This window comes from Bacteroides bouchesdurhonensis, from assembly GCF_900155865.1.
GTDB classification, from domain to species: Bacteria; Bacteroidota; Bacteroidia; order Bacteroidales; family Bacteroidaceae; genus Bacteroides; species Bacteroides bouchesdurhonensis.
In genome coordinates this window covers 133,031-150,718 of record NZ_LT707006.1, presented here as the reverse complement: position 1 = coordinate 150,718, position 17,688 = coordinate 133,031, and the positions used below count along the sequence as shown (strand labels likewise).

Genomic DNA, 17,688 nt, shown 5'->3' with positions numbered 1-17,688 from the left:
TTATGATAAAAAAGACAATCTTTGCACTTTAAACAAATAAAGTCATATTTGTTTGGCTAACTTGTAAGAGTATAAATGAAATAACGATTATGCTATATAGAAAAATATTGTTTGAGAATACTACAAATCTATTTATACAGTTATTTCGTTATACTCTAGTTGGTGGATTAGCTTTTGTTGTAGATTTTGGATTATTATTTTTTCTAACTGAGTATGTTCGTCTGCATTATTTGATTTCTGCTACAATATCTTTTCTTGCTGGTTTATTGGTTAATTATGTCATTAGTACTCAATGGATTTTTCGTGACTCAAAGATTAAGAACAAAAAGGTAGAGTTTATATTATTTGGATTAATTGGTGTTATAGGGCTAATATTGAATAATGTCCTTATATATCTGTTTACGGATGTTGTAGGGCTGTATTATATGTTATCTAAATTAGTAACTGCTATAATAGTATATATGTGGAATTTTTTAGGTAGACGTTATTTCCTTTTTAATGCTAAAAGTAAGATGTAATGACAGATAAACAAAAGAAAATTGCTGTAATTGCGGGAGCTGGTCCTGCAGGTTTAACTAGTGCCTATGAATTTCTGCGTCAGAATATAGGAGTTCACCCCATTGTTTTTGAGCAGTCGGATGAAATTGGTGGTATATCAAGAACTATTTGTTACCATGGCAACAGGATAGATATTGGGGGACATCGTTTTTTTAGTAAGAACCAGAAGGTCATGGATTGGTGGAGCCAGATCATGCCTCTGCAGGGTGCGCCAGCATTAGATGATCTGCTTTTGGAAAAAGAGAAAGAGCTATTAAAAGGAGGACCTGATCCTGAATGTGTAGATAGAGTTAGTTTATTAAGAGAGAGAGTTTCTCGTATCTTTTATCTACGCAAGTTTTTTGACTATCCTATTTCTCTTAAAATACAGACATTTACTAATATGGGATTGGGGCGTACAATCGCTGCAGGAAGTGGTTATTTATATTCATGTGTGAGAAAGAGGGAGGAAAACTCATTAGAGAATTTTTATATTAATCGTTTTGGAAAGCCTCTTTATTCGATGTTTTTTGAAGACTATACAGAAAAAGTATGGGGAATACATCCTTCCCTTCTGGGAGCAGATTGGGGCTCACAAAGAGTTAAAGGATTATCTATTCTGACAATATTGAAAGATATGTTCAGAAAACAGTTTTCATCTTCTATCAATAAAAAAGAGGTGGAGACTTCTCTTATTGAAGAGTTTATTTATCCTAAATATGGACCTGGACAATTGTGGGAAACAGTGGCTACCGATATTGAGGCTATGGGGGGAGAAGTTCATAAGAATCGGACTGTTCAGGCTGTACATATTCGTAACCAAAAGGTCGTGTCAGTAGATGTACTGGACAAAGACGGTGTACACAATATTTGCTGCGACTATTTCTTGTCCTCTATGCCTCTAAAAGAGTTGATCCCAGCTATTAAAGGCATTCAATTACCACAGGATGTATTGAAAATAGCAGCAGAACTGCCTTATAGAGATTTTATTACAGTAGGCTTATTGATGAAGAACCTGAAAATAAGTAATCGGACAAGCATTAAAACTTATAGAAATCGCATTCCTGATACTTGGATTTATATTCAGGAACGTGATGTCAAAATTGGTCGCTTGCAGATTTTTAATAATTGGTCACCATATCTGGTCGCTGATTATAAGAATACTGTATGGATAGGGCTGGAATATTTCTGCTCAGAAGGAGATTCATTATGGGAAATGGATGAAAGGGCATTTATACAAATGGCTATTAAAGAACTGGATCATATCGGTATAATTGACTCGCAGGATGTGTTGGATAGTGTGCGAATTAAAGTAAAGAAAGCTTACCCCTCTTATTTTGGAAGTTACTATGAATTGGATAAAGTAAAAGCTTTTCTAGATACTATTCCTAATTTATACTGTATTGGTCGTAACGGGCAACATCGCTATAATAATATGGATCATTCCATGCTTACTGCAATGGAAGTGGTGGATAATATTCGGAGTAACCGTAATGATAAAGAAAATGTTTGGGCAGTGAATACAGAGGAGGAATATCATGAAAGCAAGTAAACTTTATCTGTTTATTAGAGAAGTTGTCAGTCAGAGCGAAGAAAAAATACAATTGCGATGGATTTATGCCATAGCGATTATTAGTGTCTTTCTTAATCTGTTTTATATTGGCTGGAAAGATTTCCCAGATTCTATTGGATATGTTAATGCTTGGGATGTATTTGTTTCGGGTAAGATAGACTGGTCGAGAACTCCTGTTTATCCAATATTGTTGGGAATATTGCGAACATTAGTTGGTAAGAACTTATTGTATTGGGCAGTTGTTTGCGTTCAATCTGCTCTCTTTCTGTTGTCTGTTCGTTACTTTTATAGACTAGTGAAATTCTTTTGTAATAGAACTGTCATTTCATTTTGGATGACCATATTCTATTGCTTAGTTCCGGGTATTACAAGTTGGAATAATGTTATTTTGACAGAATCCTTGGCCATAACAGGGAGTGTTTTTCTGTTTTATTTTGTAATTGGTGGATGGACACAATTCAAAAAGAGTTATTTTGTCGGATTTGCTGCTTGTTTATGTTTGCTTTGTATGTTGCGGCCTTCTTTCTTGTATTTGCTACCTGTATTTTTCTGTTTTTGGCTTGTAGCTTTCTTTTTGAAAGGAAGAAAGAAAAGTGCTTGCTGGGGGCTAGGTGGGGTAGTTTTAGTGGTAGGAGTAGTTCTATGTTATAGTTTTGCCTTTCAAAAAACGTATGGGGTGTTTACCCCTTCCGGCATTGGTATGCTCAATCAGTATTGTATTGTTCGACAAAGGGACTTACTCAATCCAGAAGTAGTGACAAGATCCGATCTTAAAGTGGACATTGAGAAGATCTTAGAGTCGGGAAGAGCTGAAACTGTAGATCCGTATTATAAGGAATTTAGTTATTTGAATCAGAAATATTCTTTATTAGATGTGCATCGTGTAGTATCTGCTTCTATTACAAGTAATTTGAGTAAATTTATAAAAGAAACTGTCGAAATTGCAGCTTATGCAGGCAATAGAAATGTATTTGATTCGTATGTAGCTAAGCCAATAGTTAAGATGAAATTGAATATTCTTTATCTTTTATTTGCTGTATATACTCTTTTTCTGGCTGTAAATGTTTGGAGAAGAAGAGAAGTACCTTATTTGTCTGTTTTGATATATACTGCATCGTGTAGTAGCCTGATTCTTGTTTTTGTAGGAGCTCAGGAGGAATGGACTCGTTTGCTTGTTCCCTCCGTCCCTTTATTCCTTTTAATGTTTAGTCAATTATTAAGTGCTTTGAACCTGGAAATAATAATAAAGAGAAAAAAGGACAAATTCCAACTAAGATAGAATGCCTATTGTGTATAGTCCTATTTTAAGTGTAATATGAATCTAATTTTGTATTTGAGCCTTTTTATTGATTGGTTATTTTAATAGTATGAACGATGAAACTGAAAATTAATTTTGCAGACTTTTGGCCGACTTTCGATAGTCACTGTAATTTCTTTATTGATTTACTGTCACAGAAATATGAGGTTGAAGTCTGTGAGGATCCTGATTATTTGATCTATTCTATATTCGGTTATGAGAACCTGCAGTATGATAGTTGTGTGAAAATATTCTATGTCGGTGAGAACATAACTCCGGATTTTAATCTTTGCGATTATGCCATTGGCTTTGATTTGATGGAATTTGGAGATCGCTACATGCGTTTGCCTTACTACGTTCTTTATGATATAGAGAAGCTGGCAACCCCTAAAATAATTGATGCGGAAGCTGTATTAAATCGTAAATTTTGCAGTTTTGTTGTTTCAAATGCTAATGCTTCGCCTGAAAGAAACCGTTTTTTCCATTTGCTCTCAGAGTATAAGAAGGTTGATTCCGGAGGCAGGTTTGAAAACAATGTCGGTGGTCCTGTAGAGAATAAAAGAGAATTCATAAGTCAGTATAAATTTAATATTGCTTTTGAAAACAGTATGCGTGACGGGTATACTACAGAGAAAATAATGGAACCTATGCTTGTGAATTCTTTGCCTATATTTGGGGGAAATAGAAAAGTAGGATTAGATTTTAATCCTTCTTCCTTCATTGACGCTTCCGATTATCCTTCTTTAGAAGCACTTGTTGAGCGCATTGTGCAATTGGATACGAATGACGAAGAATACTTATCCATTCTATCAGAACCGTGGCTTAATCAGGATAACTATTTGGATTGGAAGGAAAGGTTAGTGGCATTCTTCGACCGGATCATTGATAAGCCTCGTGAAGAACAAAAGTATTTGTCCCCTTATGGTTATGGTAATAATTATCGAATGAGATTGCGACGTATGTTGAGGGCTTATAAAAGTAAGGAAAAACTAAAGAATATCTATAAACCTAAGTATTGGTTTAAATAGCTTAGGCGGAATATTTTCTAGTTTTGTTTTATCTGTTATGTGGTTTTGTTGTATCTTTGTGACCTTAACTCACTTAATCATTAGTAATGAAGGAATTTCTGCAGTTAATGCGGCGTTTTGTGTCGCCATATAAAAAGTATATTGGATGGGCTATTGTATTGAATATCTTGTCTGCTGTCTTTAATGTGTTTTCATTCTCTTTGTTGATTCCAATATTGGATATTCTATTCATGACAGGGAATAATCATGAGGTTTACCATTTTATGGAATGGGGAACGGAAAATTTTGACAAGATATTGAAAAATAATTTCTATTATTATGTGACCAATATGATTGAAACAGGTGGGGCTACTAAAGTATTGCTTCTTTTAGGAGTGGGACTGACAGTAATGACACTTTTAAAAACAGCTTGTTATTTTGCTTCTTCGGCGGTAATGATTCCTTTACGTACAGGAGTCGTCCGTGATATTCGTATTATGGTTTATTCGAAGGTGATGCGTTTACCATTAGGATTTTTCTCGGAAGAGAGGAAAGGGGATATTATTGCACGTATGAGTGGTGATGTAGGAGAAGTGGAAAACTCAATAACTAGTTCGTTGGATATGTTGCTGAAAAATCCGATAATGATTATTATATATTTCACTACATTGATCATATTGAGCTGGCGACTAACCCTTTTCACAGTATTGGTTTTGCCGGGAATGGGTTGGCTGATGGGTAAAGTCGGTCGGAAATTAAAGCGTCAGTCGTTGGAAGCACAGAGTAAGTGGAGTGATTCAATGTCTCAATTGGAAGAGACTTTGGGTGGTTTACGTATAATTAAGGCATTTATTGCAGAAGATAGAATGATTGATCGTTTCACAAAATGTAGCAATGAGCTTCGTGATGCGAATAACAGAGTAGCTATGAGACAGACATTGGCTCACCCCTTAAGTGAATTTTTGGGTACTATTCTGATTGTGGCTGTATTGTGGTTCGGCGGGTCACTGATTCTGGGACAAAACTCTACATTAACAGCTTCAAAATTTATCTACTATATGGTGGTTTTATATAGTGTGATTAATCCATTGAAGGACTTTGCTAAAGCTGGTTACAACATACCGAAAGGATTGGCTTCTATGGAACGCGTAGACAAAATTCTGAAAGCAGAGAATAATATTAAGGAAATACCTAATCCAAAACCTTTAAAAGGATTGAACGATAAGATAGAGTTTAAAGATATTTCTTTTAGCTATGATGGTAGGAAAGAAGTATTGAAACATGTTAATCTGACTGTCCCAAAAGGTAAAACGGTAGCTTTGGTTGGTCAGTCTGGTTCTGGTAAATCTACTTTAGTCGATTTGTTGCCACGCTACCACGATGTTCAGCAAGGAGAAATAATGATTGATGGTGTAAGTATCAAGGATGTTCGTATTGCTGACTTAAGAAGTCTGATTGGTAATGTGAATCAAGAGGCAATTCTGTTTAATGATACATTCTATAATAATATTGCATTCGGTGTAGAACATGCGACGATGGAGCAAGTTGTTGAGGCAGCAAAGATTGCTAATGCACATGATTTCATCATGGAAAAACCGGAAGGATATAATACCAATATTGGTGATCGGGGTGGAAAACTTTCCGGGGGGCAACGCCAACGTATCAGTATTGCACGTGCTATATTGAAGAATCCTCCGATTTTGATTCTGGATGAGGCTACTTCTGCCTTGGATACGGAATCGGAACGTTTGGTTCAGGAAGCTTTGGAAAGGCTGATGAAGACACGTACTACCATTGCGATCGCTCATCGACTGTCTACCATTAAGAATGCAGATGAAATTTGTGTTCTCTATGAGGGAGAGATTGTAGAGCGCGGGCGACATGAAGAATTATTGGAACTGAATGGCTATTATAAGCGACTGAATGATATGCAAGCATTGTAATAATTGTAAATTGCATGTATATATGTAACATAGCCTGTATCAACAGACGAGAAACAAAATTAGACTACTGATATTAATGATTTTACTGAGTTTTGACATCGAAGAATTTGATGTACCTAAGGAACATCAGGTTGATATATCATTGGAAGAACAAATTCGGGTTTCTTCTGAAGGGACCTCAAGAATCTTGGATTGCTTGAAGCGTAACCAGGTGAAGGCTACTTTCTTTTGTACGGCGAATTTTGCTTTACATGCTCCTGAGATCATCAGACGAATTCAAATGGAAGGTCATGAGATAGCTTCTCATGGCTTTTATCATTGGACTTTCAATATAGAAGATCTCAAGAAATCGAAAGAACAGCTAGAAGAAATGACAGGATTGAAAGTTTTTGGTTATCGACAGGCAAGAATGATGCCTGTTTCGGAAAAAGCAATATACGAGGCTGGGTATACTTACAATTCTTCTTTGAATCCAACTTTTATTCCCGGAAGGTATATGAGACTTTCTACTCCTCGAACTTATTTTATGAAAGAGAATGTACTTCAGATTCCAACTTCCGTAACTCCTTTGCTACGTTTCCCTTTATTTTGGCTCTCATGTCATAACTTGCCTGCAGGACTTTATCGTTACTTATGTAAATATACTCATAATCATGATGGATATTTTGTTACATACTTTCATCCCTGGGAATTTTATCCTTTAAATGAACATCCAGAATGGAAGTTACCTTTTATTATTCGTAATCATGCCGGTAAAGGGATGGAAAAAAGGCTGGATGACTTCATCCGATATTTTAAGAAACAGGATATTGCTTTTTCTACCTTTATTGACTATATAAAATTAAATGTGAAGCCTGAAACAAGATGAAAAACATACTAAAATATATAACATCTCTAGTACAGAACCCTATTATACTATGTATTCTTTGGTTTGGAATGGCTATGAGGGGTTGTTGGAAAAGCTGGTTGGAAGGGTTCTCAAATAACTATATTATTTTTTCACAATCGTTTTATCATGCTTTAGAACAGACTCCATTGTATATCGAATATCCTAAGGAATATTTTGATTTGTTTTTATATGGTATACCTTTTACTCTACTAATCGCTCCCTTCTCGATTTTGCCGCCAATGGTAGGGTCGGCATTATGGTGCTTCTTTAATGCCTATTTACTTTATATTGCTGTTAAAAAACTGGGATTCGAAAAATGGAAGTTTGCACTTATTATTTGGCTTTCCTACAATGGGCTATATTTGTCTCTTTTATTCCAACAATATAATGTTGCGATTACAGCTTTTATCATCTTTTCTTTTATTCTGATAGAGAAGAAAAAGGATTTTTGGGCTGCATTGGTGATAGTTTTGGGAACGTTGACTAAAATTTACGGAATCGTAGGATTAGCTTTTTTCCTATTTTCGAAGAGAAGGTTACAGCTTTTAAGTGGACTTTTATTTTGGGGAATGATATTTTTTGTAGTTCCTATGATTTATACTTCACCAAATTATGTCATTGACTCTTATGGAGAATGGCTGAATGTTCTTATCATGAAAAATGATTTGAATCAGTCTAGTATTTATCAGAATATATCTTTGTTAGGAATGGTTAGAAGATTCACTCATGCCACAGAATTTAGCGATTGGTGGATTACAGTTCCTGCACTGATACTGTTTGTTTTACCGTATTTCCGTATCAATCAATACAATAGTAGGTCTTTTAGGCTTTCATTTTTGGCTTCGGCTTTATTGTTTATGATTCTTTTTAGTACAGGAACAGAAGAAAGTGGATATGTAGCAGCTTTGGTTGCTGTTGGTATATGGTATGTTAGTACTCCTACACGTAATAAGACCTTCGTTCTGAATTTGTGTTTATTGATTTTCTGCCTTATATTAACAGCATTATCTTCTAATGGAATGTTTTTTTCAAGACGTGTCCGTGGAGAATACATTATAGCTTTTGCACTCAAAGCCCTTCCATGTACTATTATCTGGTTAAAAATAATATGGGAGCAACTCACCCAGAACTATGTAACTGATTGTCCACAGCCTATATCTCAGTCAGACAAAGAGAGCCGGATTGATGTTATTTTGCCCTGTTATAATCCTCACGAAGGCTGGGAGAAGCAGTTAATCGAGAAACATACAGAGTTGGAAGGTATGTTGAAAGGACGTGACATTCGCTTTATTGTGGTGAATGACGGCTCGAAACATGGATTTACGGAAAACGCTGTTCAGAGTTTGAGAACTGCTCTTCCCAATACAGTTATTGTAGATAATAAGATAAATCAAGGAAAGGGGGGAGCCGTTCGTGATGGTATTGCACACTCTGATTCCAAGTTGGCTCTTTATACAGATTATGATTTTCCTTATCAGATAGATTCGGTTTGTCAGGTGATTCATCATCTTGAGGAAGGATACGATGTGGTGGTAGCTAACCGAAATCATACCTATTATTCACAGTTATCGAAAAGAAGAAAACTAGCTAGCTACTCTTCTCGTTTTTTGAATTTTATGTTGCTAGGTTTAACTCATACGGATACACAAGGTGGATTAAAGGGTTTCAATCAAAAAGGAAAGGCTTTTCTTGCTTCTACAAGAACCAAGCAATTCTTGTTTGATACGGAATTTATCTATAAGGCTTCATTAGATGATACTACTTTCATTAAAGAAGTACCTGTGGATTTGCGGAGTGAAGTAATGTTGCCCAACATGAAAAAAGGGGTATTTATGAATGAACTTAAAAACTTATTTTTAATATGCTGGAGAGGGTAAAAGAGCTTTTGCAAAATCGCTATTTCTTGGTCGCTTTGTGGATGGGAGTTGCTTTAGTGTGCAGTTTGGCATTGATGTTTAAAGGAACATATAGCAATTATATTACTTTCTATCAATCTTTCTGGCATTCCATATCTTCCTCGCCATTATATATAGAGTATCCTATACAACGTGATCTCTTTCTATATGGAATTCCGTTCACAGCCTTGATTGCTCCTTTCGCTTTTCTTCCCGAACCTTTAGGGATGGTACTTTGGTGCTTAACTAATTGTGGAATGCTTTATTATGCAATTACGAAATTGAATCTAAAGAAATGGCAATTGGCAGTAGTAGTATTAGTTTCAGTGAATGATGTCTTTACAGCGGTTCTTTCTCAACAATACAGCATAGGCATTACTGCAATGATCATTTTCTCCTATATACTGATTGAGAAGGAAAAAGACTTTTGGTCGGCTTTGATGATTGTATTAGGCACGATGACGAAACTGTATGGTATTGTCGGTTTGGCTTTTTTTCTTTTCTCGAAACATAAAATGAAATTTATAGTAGGAGTATTTGTTTGGAGCATTGTACTTTTTTTATTACCGATGTTGTATGCTTCTCCCGAATATGTCATTCACTCTTACAAAGAATGGTTTGATATATTGGTATATAAAAATAGTTTAAATCAATTTCATATCAACCAAAACATTTCATTGTTGGGGATGCTGCATCGAATAACAGGAGCTACGTTTAGTGATTTATGGGTGATTCTACCGGGAATGCTTCTTTTTGCTGCCCCTTATTTGCGAGTCAGTCAGTATAAAAATGAATCCTTCCGTTTTCTTTATTTGTCTTCTGCGCTGATGTTTATGGTCTTGTTCAGTACAGGCACGGAAACATATGGATATTTGACAGCCATGATAGCGGCTGGAATCTGGTATGTGAATACACCTACGCGAAATACAACACCTATATTGAATTTGGTTTTATTGATATTCTGTATTATATTGACTTCTTTATCTACGACAGATATTTTCCCGAAGAGTGTAAAAATGGGCTATGTGAGACCTTACGCTTTGAAGGCATTGCCATGTACATTGATATGGTTAAAGATCGTATGGGAGCAACTGACTCAGGATTTTTCCAGCTCGCTTGTAACCCCGAAGAATGTACAACCCAAACAACTAAAAGAATGATTTATGAAAATTGTTGAGTCTATTTTTCACTCAAAGAGTAAACGTTATCAGTTTATTCGTTATTGCACGGTAGGAACGATTGCTGCCGGAATACATTATGGTGTCTATTATTTATTTCAACGTCATATAAATGTAAATATTGCTTATACAATTGGCTATGCAACCAGCTTTATATGTAACTTCTTCCTGACTTCTTATTTCACTTTCCGTAGTGCTCCATCTTTGAAAAGAGCTTTGGGATTTGGAGGTAGTCATCTAATCAATTATCTGTTGCATATGGGGTTGTTTAATCTATTCCTGTATTTGAACATATCTCAGGAAATAGCCCCTTTGTTTGTACTTGCTTTAGTAGTTCCTATAAATTTCCTAATGCTTCGCTTTGTGTTTAAGCACAAAAAGACAGTAGAAAATTAATCCTATTTTCTGCCAAAGTCTGCGGGAATCTCTCCCCATTCTTTGGTCTCCCATTTCATAATACGGGTAGTGTAAGTGTTTTCTTTAAGCCACTTTTCTGCCCGTTCTATCAATAGGAACAATTGTTCAGTTTCTTCTGTCCGGGGAAGTTTGGTTTTACATTTCTTCTGTCGTACCCAACTGATAGCATTTACGCTATCGCTATAAATTGGCATATCAAATCCTTTTTGTTTCAATAAAGCCAGACCGTGTACGATTGCTAGAAATTCACCGATATTATTAGTCCCTTTCATTGGGCCAAAGTGAAAAATTTCCTGTCTGCTTGCTATGTGTACTCCACGATATTCCATAGGACCGGGATTACCACTGCAAGCTGCATCAACAGCTAAGCTATTATCGATTACTGCAGCAGGTAAAATCTCTGGATTTTTCTTTTCGTTTTCAGATTTTTTCTTGGCATTCTTTCCGATATAAACGTATGGTGATGTTGCTATGGCATGTTCTGCCTCTTCTCGGGTATCAAATGATTTGTATTTTGCACCATCATACCCTTTTATTTGAAGCTGGCATTCTGTCCAGGATGTATAAATCCCGGGTGTAACGCCTTCCCATACTACATAGAATTTCTGCTTGCCCATAGATAATAATTGATCAATTCCGCACATTATTTCTGCGAAGGTACAAATATATTCTAAAATCGAACAAGTTGTAGAAGATACTTGTTATAAAAAGACAATAGTTTATGAATATCAGAATAAACCATATAAAGAAAGGAGCTATAATGGAAAGAACTTTTAGCGAAGCCGTGAAACATCGCCGGACTTACTATTCTATCACCAACCAGTCACCTATTTCGGATGAAGAAATAGAGTGTATCGTTAATACAGCAGTACGAAATGTACCATCTGCTTTTAATTCTCAGACTACCCGCGTCGTACTATTGTTAGGTAAGTCGCATAAGAAATTATGGCAAATAGTAAAAGATACATTGAAGAAGATTGTACCGGAGGAAGCTTTTGTGAAAACGGAAGAGAAAATAGACCATTCGTTTGCTTGCGGATATGGTACAGTACTTTTCTTTGAAGATCAACTCATCGTAAAAGAGTTACAGAAGGCTTTTCCTGCTTATCAGGATAAATTCCCGGAATGGTCATTGCAGACTTCGGGGATGCATCAATTTGTTATCTGGACAATGCTCGAAGATGCTGGTTTGGGAGCATCCTTGCAGCATTATAATCCGTTGATTGATGACGAAGTACGACGTACTTGGCATTTACCTGAACATTGGCATTTGATTGCGGAAATGCCATTCGGCACTCCTGTCCAAGGACCGGGTGAAAAAGAATATTTGCCATTGGAAGACCGGGTGAAGATTTTTAGATAAATATCTAAGAAATTTCGCTTCGTTCCGGATAATAGATAGACTTGATTTATAATATCAACTAATTATAGCGTAGTACTTATCTTTATATTTCAGTTAAATAGATGCGTGTATAATTGCGTAATCTCCTATATATAAAGGACAATAAACCGTTTGCTTAGTTGTTTTGAAGCTTCAGTTAATCTCTTTTGAGAAGATAAAGTATCGTTTTACGTACATGGTCCCATGGTTCCACGTACGTGGGCCTTTGGGCTTTCGTACGTCATCCGAATGGTTCATGTACGTGAAACGAGAATATGTTCCTTGCGAAAGACGCTAGTCGAGCCTTGTCTGTATGTTAAAGTTAGCAGTATTTGTTCTACTCCATGCCTTATCGGTTGGGGTAGCATTCCTACTAAATTATAAAAAACAAGTAATGCAATGGTTGCACATGATGGTTTTATGAGCAAACCCGATGAGAATGGAGTGGCAAACTCTCAACTTGAGGTCTTTTAAGTTGTATCTTATGACTCGGAAAATTATGATGGAATTATGCGCTTATGTGCTGGATATTAGATTGTTAAGCGATTAAATAGCAAGATAACAGTGACAATAGACATGTCTTGAACTTTTATTGTCACTCTATTGTCACCTATCTATTGTCACCAAATTGTTGTTGATTATCAGAGGTTTAATTCCGGAAAGTGACAAATGACAATAAATAGCCACTTTATTTTCTCTAAGTTCCTGGGCTCAAATTTTTGATTTTCATTCGTTCCGCCTTTTTCTTATATCTCAGTTGAGAATTATTCATTATTCATTATCCATTATCCATTAAATGATTAATTTTGTGAGCAAAATTAGTCATTTATGGTTCGTATATTCCTGACCGGTTATATGGGTGCCGGTAAAACAACCTTAGGTAAAGCATTTGCCCGTAAACTCAATATACCATTCATTGATTTGGATTGGTATATTGAAGAACGTTTTCATAAAACTGTAGGAGAGTTGTTCAAAGAACGTGGTGAAGTTGGTTTCCGGGAGTTAGAAAGAAATATGCTTCATGAGGTAGCCGAGTTTGAGAATGTGGTTATTTCTACAGGAGGAGGTGCCCCTTGTTTTTTTGATAACATGGAGTTTATGAATCGAGCAGGAAAGACTGTTTTTCTGGATGTTCATCCGGATATTCTTTTTCGTCGCTTGCGTATTGCCAAACAACAACGTCCTATCCTTCAAGGAAAACAGGATGATGAACTGAAAGCGTTTATTGTTCAGGCACTTGAAAGAAGGTCCTCATTTTATACACAAGCGCAGTATGTTTTCAATGCTGAAGAATTGGAAGATCGTCACCAAATTGAAGCTTCGGTGAAACGTTTGCAGGAATTGCTGGGATTATAGACTATAAGGGGATAACTAAGAACATTTTGGGTTGTCCATGTCCTTTTGGGGTTCTCTTTGTTGTTCATTCAGTCAATATTAGTAAATTGCACTTGCAATACGGCTTCATTGCTCGTTGTATGTTATTACTAACAAAGTGGGATAAAACTATAATCATGAGAACTTTACAAGAGAGATTCGAGGAACTATCCGATCGGATAAAAATATCCGGGAAACCTGCGGCAGAATGGTTTCCTAAATATACAGCTACTTTTTTGCAGGATATGGACCGATTGAAAGAAATAATATCCAATTAGTTGGCAACCTGTAGATAAATCTGTATTTTTGTCAACTAATTATTTACTAAAAACACTGAATAACAGAAAAATGAGAAAGTGGCGTATTGAAGATTCTGAAGAACTCTACAACATTACAGGTTGGGGTACTTCGTACTTTAGTATTAATGACAATGGTCATGTCGTTGTTACACCGTGTAAAGATGGAGTGGCCGTCGATCTGAAAGAATTGGTCGATGAACTGCAGTTGCGTGATGTAACCACCCCTATGCTGGTGCGTTTTCCGGATATATTGGACAACCGTATTGAAAAGATGTCTTCCTGCTTTAAACAAGCAGCAGAAGAATACGGTTATAAAGCCGAGAACTTTATTATCTATCCGATTAAAGTAAACCAGATGCGCCCCGTGGTAGAGGAAATCATTAGTCACGGTAAGAAATTCAATCTCGGATTGGAAGCTGGTTCTAAGCCGGAACTACATGCTGTAATTGCTGTTAATACGGATTCTGACTCATTGATTGTTTGCAACGGTTATAAAGACGAGAGCTATATTGAGTTAGCTTTACTTGCTCAGAAGATGGGAAAACGAATCTTCTTGGTGGTGGAGAAAATGAATGAATTAAAGTTGATTGCTAAGATGGCGAAACAGCTGAATGTTCAACCCAATATAGGCATTCGTATTAAACTGGCTTCTTCCGGCAGTGGAAAATGGGAAGAATCCGGAGGGGATGCCAGCAAATTCGGATTAACTTCCAGTGAGCTTCTTGAAGCACTCGACTATATGGAAAGTAAAGGACTGAAAGATTGTCTTAAACTGATTCATTTTCATATTGGTAGCCAGATCACTAAGATTCGTCGTATCAAAACTGCTTTGCGTGAAGCATCTCAATTCTATGTACAACTTCATGCAATGGGCTTTAAGGTAGAATTTGTGGATATTGGCGGTGGACTTGGAGTTGATTATGACGGCACTCGTTCTTCTGATAACGGTGGTAGTGTAAATTATTCGATTCAGGAATATGTGAATGACTCTATTTCTACCTTGGTAGATGTCAGCGATAAAAATGGTATCCCACATCCGAATATAATTACTGAGAGTGGACGCGCATTGACTGCTCATCACTCTGTGCTTATCTTTGAGGTGTTGGAAACTGCCACTTTACCCGAATGGGACGATGAAGAAGTGATTACTGAAGATGCTCATGAATTGGTGCAAGAATTGTATAGCATCTGGGATACATTGAATCAAAATAAAATGTTGGAAGCATGGCATGACGCTCAGCAAATTCGTGAAGAAGCACTTGACTTGTTCAGTCATGGAATTGTGGATCTAAAAACACGTGCGCAGATTGAACGCTTGTATTGGTCCATTACACGAGAGATCAACCAGATTGCCGAAGGTTTGAAACATGCACCCGACGAATTTCGTGGATTGTCTAAGTTGTTGGCCGATAAATATTTCTGTAACTTCTCCTTGTTCCAGTCACTTCCTGACTCTTGGGCAATCGATCAGATATTCCCGATCATGCCGATTCAGCGGTTGGATGAGAAACCGGATCGCTCGGCTACATTGCAAGATATAACTTGTGACTCTGACGGTAAGATCGCTAATTTTATTTCTACCCGGAATGTGGCGCATTATATGCCGGTTCATAGTCTGAAGAAGTCGGAGCCTTATTATGTTGCTGTCTTTTTAGTCGGAGCTTATCAGGAGATTTTGGGAGATATGCACAATTTGTTTGGTGATACGAATGCAGTGCATGTTTCTGTGAATGAAAAGGGATATAATATTGAACAGATAATTGATGGAGAAACCGTAGCAGAAGTCTTAGACTATGTGCAATATAATCCGAAGAAGTTGGTTCGTACTCTTGAAACGTGGGTTACAAAATCAGTCAAAGAAGGACGAATTTCTTTGGAAGAGGGAAAAGAGTTTCTTTCTAATTATCGTTCGGGACTTTATGGTTATACTTATTTGGAATAGGAATAATAAAAAATGAGAGAAAAACTAACAGTCATTAAAGTGGGTGGCAAAATCGTAGAAGAGGAAGCCACCCTTCGTCAGTTGTTGGACGATTTTGCCGGCGTTGAGGGGCACAAAGTATTGGTTCATGGTGGAGGACGTTCGGCTACGAAGATTGCCACGCTACTGGGAATTGAGAGTAAAATGGTGAATGGCCGCCGAATCACAGATGAGGAAACACTCAAAGTGGTGACAATGGTATATGGCGGATTGGTAAATAAGAATATTGTAGCAGGTCTGCAAGCTCGTGGTGTCAATGCTCTTGGATTGACCGGAGCAGATATGAACGTGATCCGTTCGGTAAAACGTCCCGTAAAAGATGTTGATTACGGATTTGTGGGGGATGTTGAGAAGGTAGATGCTTCTTTATTATCAGATTTAATTCATAAGGGGGTAGTTCCTGTGATGGCACCACTGACGCATGATGGTCAAGGTAATATGTTGAATACCAATGCAGACACGATTGCCGGAGAGACAGCTAAGGCCTTATCAACTTTGTTTGATGTGACATTGGTTTATTGTTTTGAGAAAAAAGGAGTGCTGCGTGACGAGAATGATGATGATAGTGTGATTCCACAGATTACTCGTGGAGAATTTGAACAATACGTTGCTGATGGCGTTATCCAAGGTGGTATGATTCCTAAGTTAGAGAATTCTTTTGAGGCAATTAATGCAGGGGTGTCAGAGGTGATAATCACCTTAGCATCAGCGATTAATGAAAACGGAGGAACCAGGATCAAAAAATAATTCAAAAAAATGTAGTGGGCGACTGTAACTTTTCGAATCCTAGCCCGTCATTCTTATAGAGATGCAAGAAATCAGCTTCCGAAACGATATTTTGCCGTTGAAGGATAAACTCTTTCGATTGGCTCTCAGAATAACTCTGGATAGGGCAGAAGCCGAAGATATCGTTCAGGACACCATGATAAGAGTGTGGAACAAGCGTGATGAGTGGTCTCAGTTTGAATCGGTTGAAGCCTATTGCCTGATAGTGGCAAAGAACTTGGCAATAGACCGTAGTCAAAAGAGAGAAGCTCAGAATGTTGGACTCACCCCGGAGATGGAGGAAGAACCTGATGCAAACGGTCCGTATGATCAGTTGGTTCATGATGAGAAAATGAACATTATAAATCGACTGGTAAACGAACTTCCCGAAAAACAGCGGCTTATCATGCAACTGAGGGATATTGAAGGTGAAAGCTATAAAAAAATAGCAATCTTACTGAATCTGACTGAAGAACAGGTAAAAGTAAACCTTTTCAGAGCCAGACAAAAGGTAAAACAAAGATATTTAGAAATTGACGAATATGGATTATAAGAATATAGAACAGCTTTTAGAGCGATATTGGCAATGCGAAACTTCCTTAGAAGAAGAATCTCAATTGCGTGACTTCTTCTCAAAAGGAGAAGTACCTGCTCATTTGCTTCGCTATAAGAACTTGTTTGTTTATCAGCAGGTTCAGCAGGAAGAAGGGCTGGGCGAAGACTTTGATGCACGTATTCTGTCACAAGTGGAAACTCCGGTAGTGAAGGCTAAACGCTTGACGTTGGTTAGTCGTTTTGTTCCACTATTTAAGGCTGCTGCTGTGGTTGCAATCATTCTTTCTTTAGGAAATGTGGCACAGCATTCATTCTCCGGTGATGATGGTAGAGTGTTGGCAACGGATACCATTGGTAAACAAGTAACTGCTCCTTCAGTCGCATTTTCAAATGATGCGAAAGCAGATCAGGCGTTGGCGGATAGCCTTGCCAAGATCAATAAGGTGAAAGTTATGCAAGAATAGACATTTTCATTTGCTTTAACATATAATATAGTTAGTGTGCTTAATTAAAACAAAAACGAAAGCGAAACTGTGAAGTTTTCAATTCTCTCAAATTTTTATAATAAAACTAACTAAATAAATGGGCTACCGCGTG

At 37.0% G+C, this 17,688-nt stretch carries 17 protein-coding genes; 16 read left to right on the top strand and 1 reads right to left on the bottom strand.

Translation table 11 applies throughout. The features are described 5' to 3' along the window. The first annotated feature begins 89 nt into the window (after window positions 1–89). From CZ225_RS00580 to CZ225_RS00540, 9 genes are all read left to right on the top strand, one after another. On the top strand, window positions 90–518 hold the full coding sequence (locus CZ225_RS00580) for a GtrA family protein (protein WP_077152602.1): 429 nt from the start codon (window positions 90–92) through the stop codon (window positions 516–518). Then, the gene (locus CZ225_RS00575; RefSeq protein ID WP_077152601.1) at window positions 518–2,089 is read left to right on the top strand and encodes an NAD(P)/FAD-dependent oxidoreductase; all 1,572 of its coding nucleotides are present in this window, start codon (window positions 518–520) and stop codon (window positions 2,087–2,089) included. The genes CZ225_RS00580 and CZ225_RS00575 overlap by 1 nt, the downstream gene beginning before the upstream one ends. Then, window positions 2,076–3,389, top strand: a complete 1,314-nt coding sequence (locus CZ225_RS00570) for a hypothetical protein (protein WP_077152600.1) — start codon at window positions 2,076–2,078, stop codon at window positions 3,387–3,389. Before CZ225_RS00575 ends, CZ225_RS00570 begins: the two co-directional genes overlap by 14 nt. A 95-nt stretch (window positions 3,390–3,484) precedes the next feature. Further along, entirely contained in the window at window positions 3,485–4,435 is a 951-nt protein-coding gene (locus tag CZ225_RS00565; protein ID WP_077152599.1) for a glycosyltransferase family 10 domain-containing protein, read from the top strand. Between the two features lie 86 nt (window positions 4,436–4,521). Then, window positions 4,522–6,357 (top strand): ABC transporter ATP-binding protein, encoded by a 1,836-nt coding sequence (locus CZ225_RS00560; RefSeq protein WP_077152598.1) that lies wholly within the window; start codon window positions 4,522–4,524, stop codon window positions 6,355–6,357. 76 nt (window positions 6,358–6,433) lie between these two features. Next, on the top strand, window positions 6,434–7,225 hold the full coding sequence (locus CZ225_RS00555) for a polysaccharide deacetylase family protein (RefSeq protein WP_077152597.1): 792 nt from the start codon (window positions 6,434–6,436) through the stop codon (window positions 7,223–7,225). Then, a complete protein-coding gene (locus CZ225_RS00550) occupies window positions 7,222–9,123 on the top strand; it encodes a glycosyltransferase 87 family protein (protein WP_083714530.1) in 1,902 nt (633 codons plus the stop codon). Before CZ225_RS00555 ends, CZ225_RS00550 begins: the two co-directional genes overlap by 4 nt. Beyond that, window positions 9,108–10,301: a glycosyltransferase family 87 protein gene (locus tag CZ225_RS00545; protein ID WP_077152596.1), complete on the top strand. Its 1,194-nt coding sequence runs from the start codon at window positions 9,108–9,110 to the stop codon at window positions 10,299–10,301. The genes CZ225_RS00550 and CZ225_RS00545 overlap by 16 nt, the downstream gene beginning before the upstream one ends. A gap of 3 nt (window positions 10,302–10,304) precedes the next feature. Further along, window positions 10,305–10,715: a GtrA family protein gene (locus CZ225_RS00540; protein WP_077152595.1), complete on the top strand. Its 411-nt coding sequence runs from the start codon at window positions 10,305–10,307 to the stop codon at window positions 10,713–10,715. A gap of 2 nt (window positions 10,716–10,717) precedes the next feature. On the opposite strand, the gene CZ225_RS00535 is transcribed toward CZ225_RS00540, so the two are convergent. Continuing rightward, a complete protein-coding gene (locus CZ225_RS00535) occupies window positions 10,718–11,353 on the bottom strand; it encodes a ribonuclease H1 domain-containing protein (RefSeq protein WP_077155623.1) in 636 nt (211 codons plus the stop codon). Window positions 11,354–11,496: 143 nt separating this feature from the next. Here CZ225_RS00535 and CZ225_RS00530 point away from each other — a divergent pair, with 143 nt between their 5' ends. From CZ225_RS00530 to CZ225_RS00505, 7 genes are all read left to right on the top strand, one after another. Further along, on the top strand, window positions 11,497–12,099 hold the full coding sequence (locus CZ225_RS00530) for a nitroreductase family protein (protein ID WP_077155622.1): 603 nt from the start codon (window positions 11,497–11,499) through the stop codon (window positions 12,097–12,099). An 846-nt stretch (window positions 12,100–12,945) separates the two neighbouring features. Continuing rightward, window positions 12,946–13,473 carry a shikimate kinase gene (locus tag CZ225_RS00525; protein ID WP_077152594.1) on the top strand — a complete coding sequence of 176 codons (528 nt, stop codon included), beginning with the start codon at window positions 12,946–12,948 and terminating at the stop codon, window positions 13,471–13,473. Between the two features lie 155 nt (window positions 13,474–13,628). Beyond that, window positions 13,629–13,769, top strand: a complete 141-nt coding sequence (locus tag CZ225_RS23555) for a hypothetical protein (RefSeq protein WP_159441738.1) — start codon at window positions 13,629–13,631, stop codon at window positions 13,767–13,769. A gap of 70 nt (window positions 13,770–13,839) precedes the next feature. Next, the gene (speA, locus tag CZ225_RS00520) at window positions 13,840–15,732 is read left to right on the top strand and encodes a biosynthetic arginine decarboxylase (protein ID WP_077152593.1); all 1,893 of its coding nucleotides are present in this window, start codon (window positions 13,840–13,842) and stop codon (window positions 15,730–15,732) included. A gap of 12 nt (window positions 15,733–15,744) precedes the next feature. Further along, window positions 15,745–16,518, top strand: a complete 774-nt coding sequence (argB, locus tag CZ225_RS00515) for an acetylglutamate kinase (RefSeq protein WP_077152592.1) — start codon at window positions 15,745–15,747, stop codon at window positions 16,516–16,518. A 61-nt stretch (window positions 16,519–16,579) separates the two neighbouring features. Then, a complete protein-coding gene (locus tag CZ225_RS00510; RefSeq protein ID WP_025074700.1) occupies window positions 16,580–17,089 on the top strand; it encodes an RNA polymerase sigma factor in 510 nt (169 codons plus the stop codon). Then, complete coding sequence (locus CZ225_RS00505) at window positions 17,079–17,555, top strand: hypothetical protein (protein ID WP_077152591.1); 477 nt, start codon at window positions 17,079–17,081, stop codon at window positions 17,553–17,555. Before CZ225_RS00510 ends, CZ225_RS00505 begins: the two co-directional genes overlap by 11 nt. Window positions 17,556–17,688: the final 133 nt, after the last annotated feature.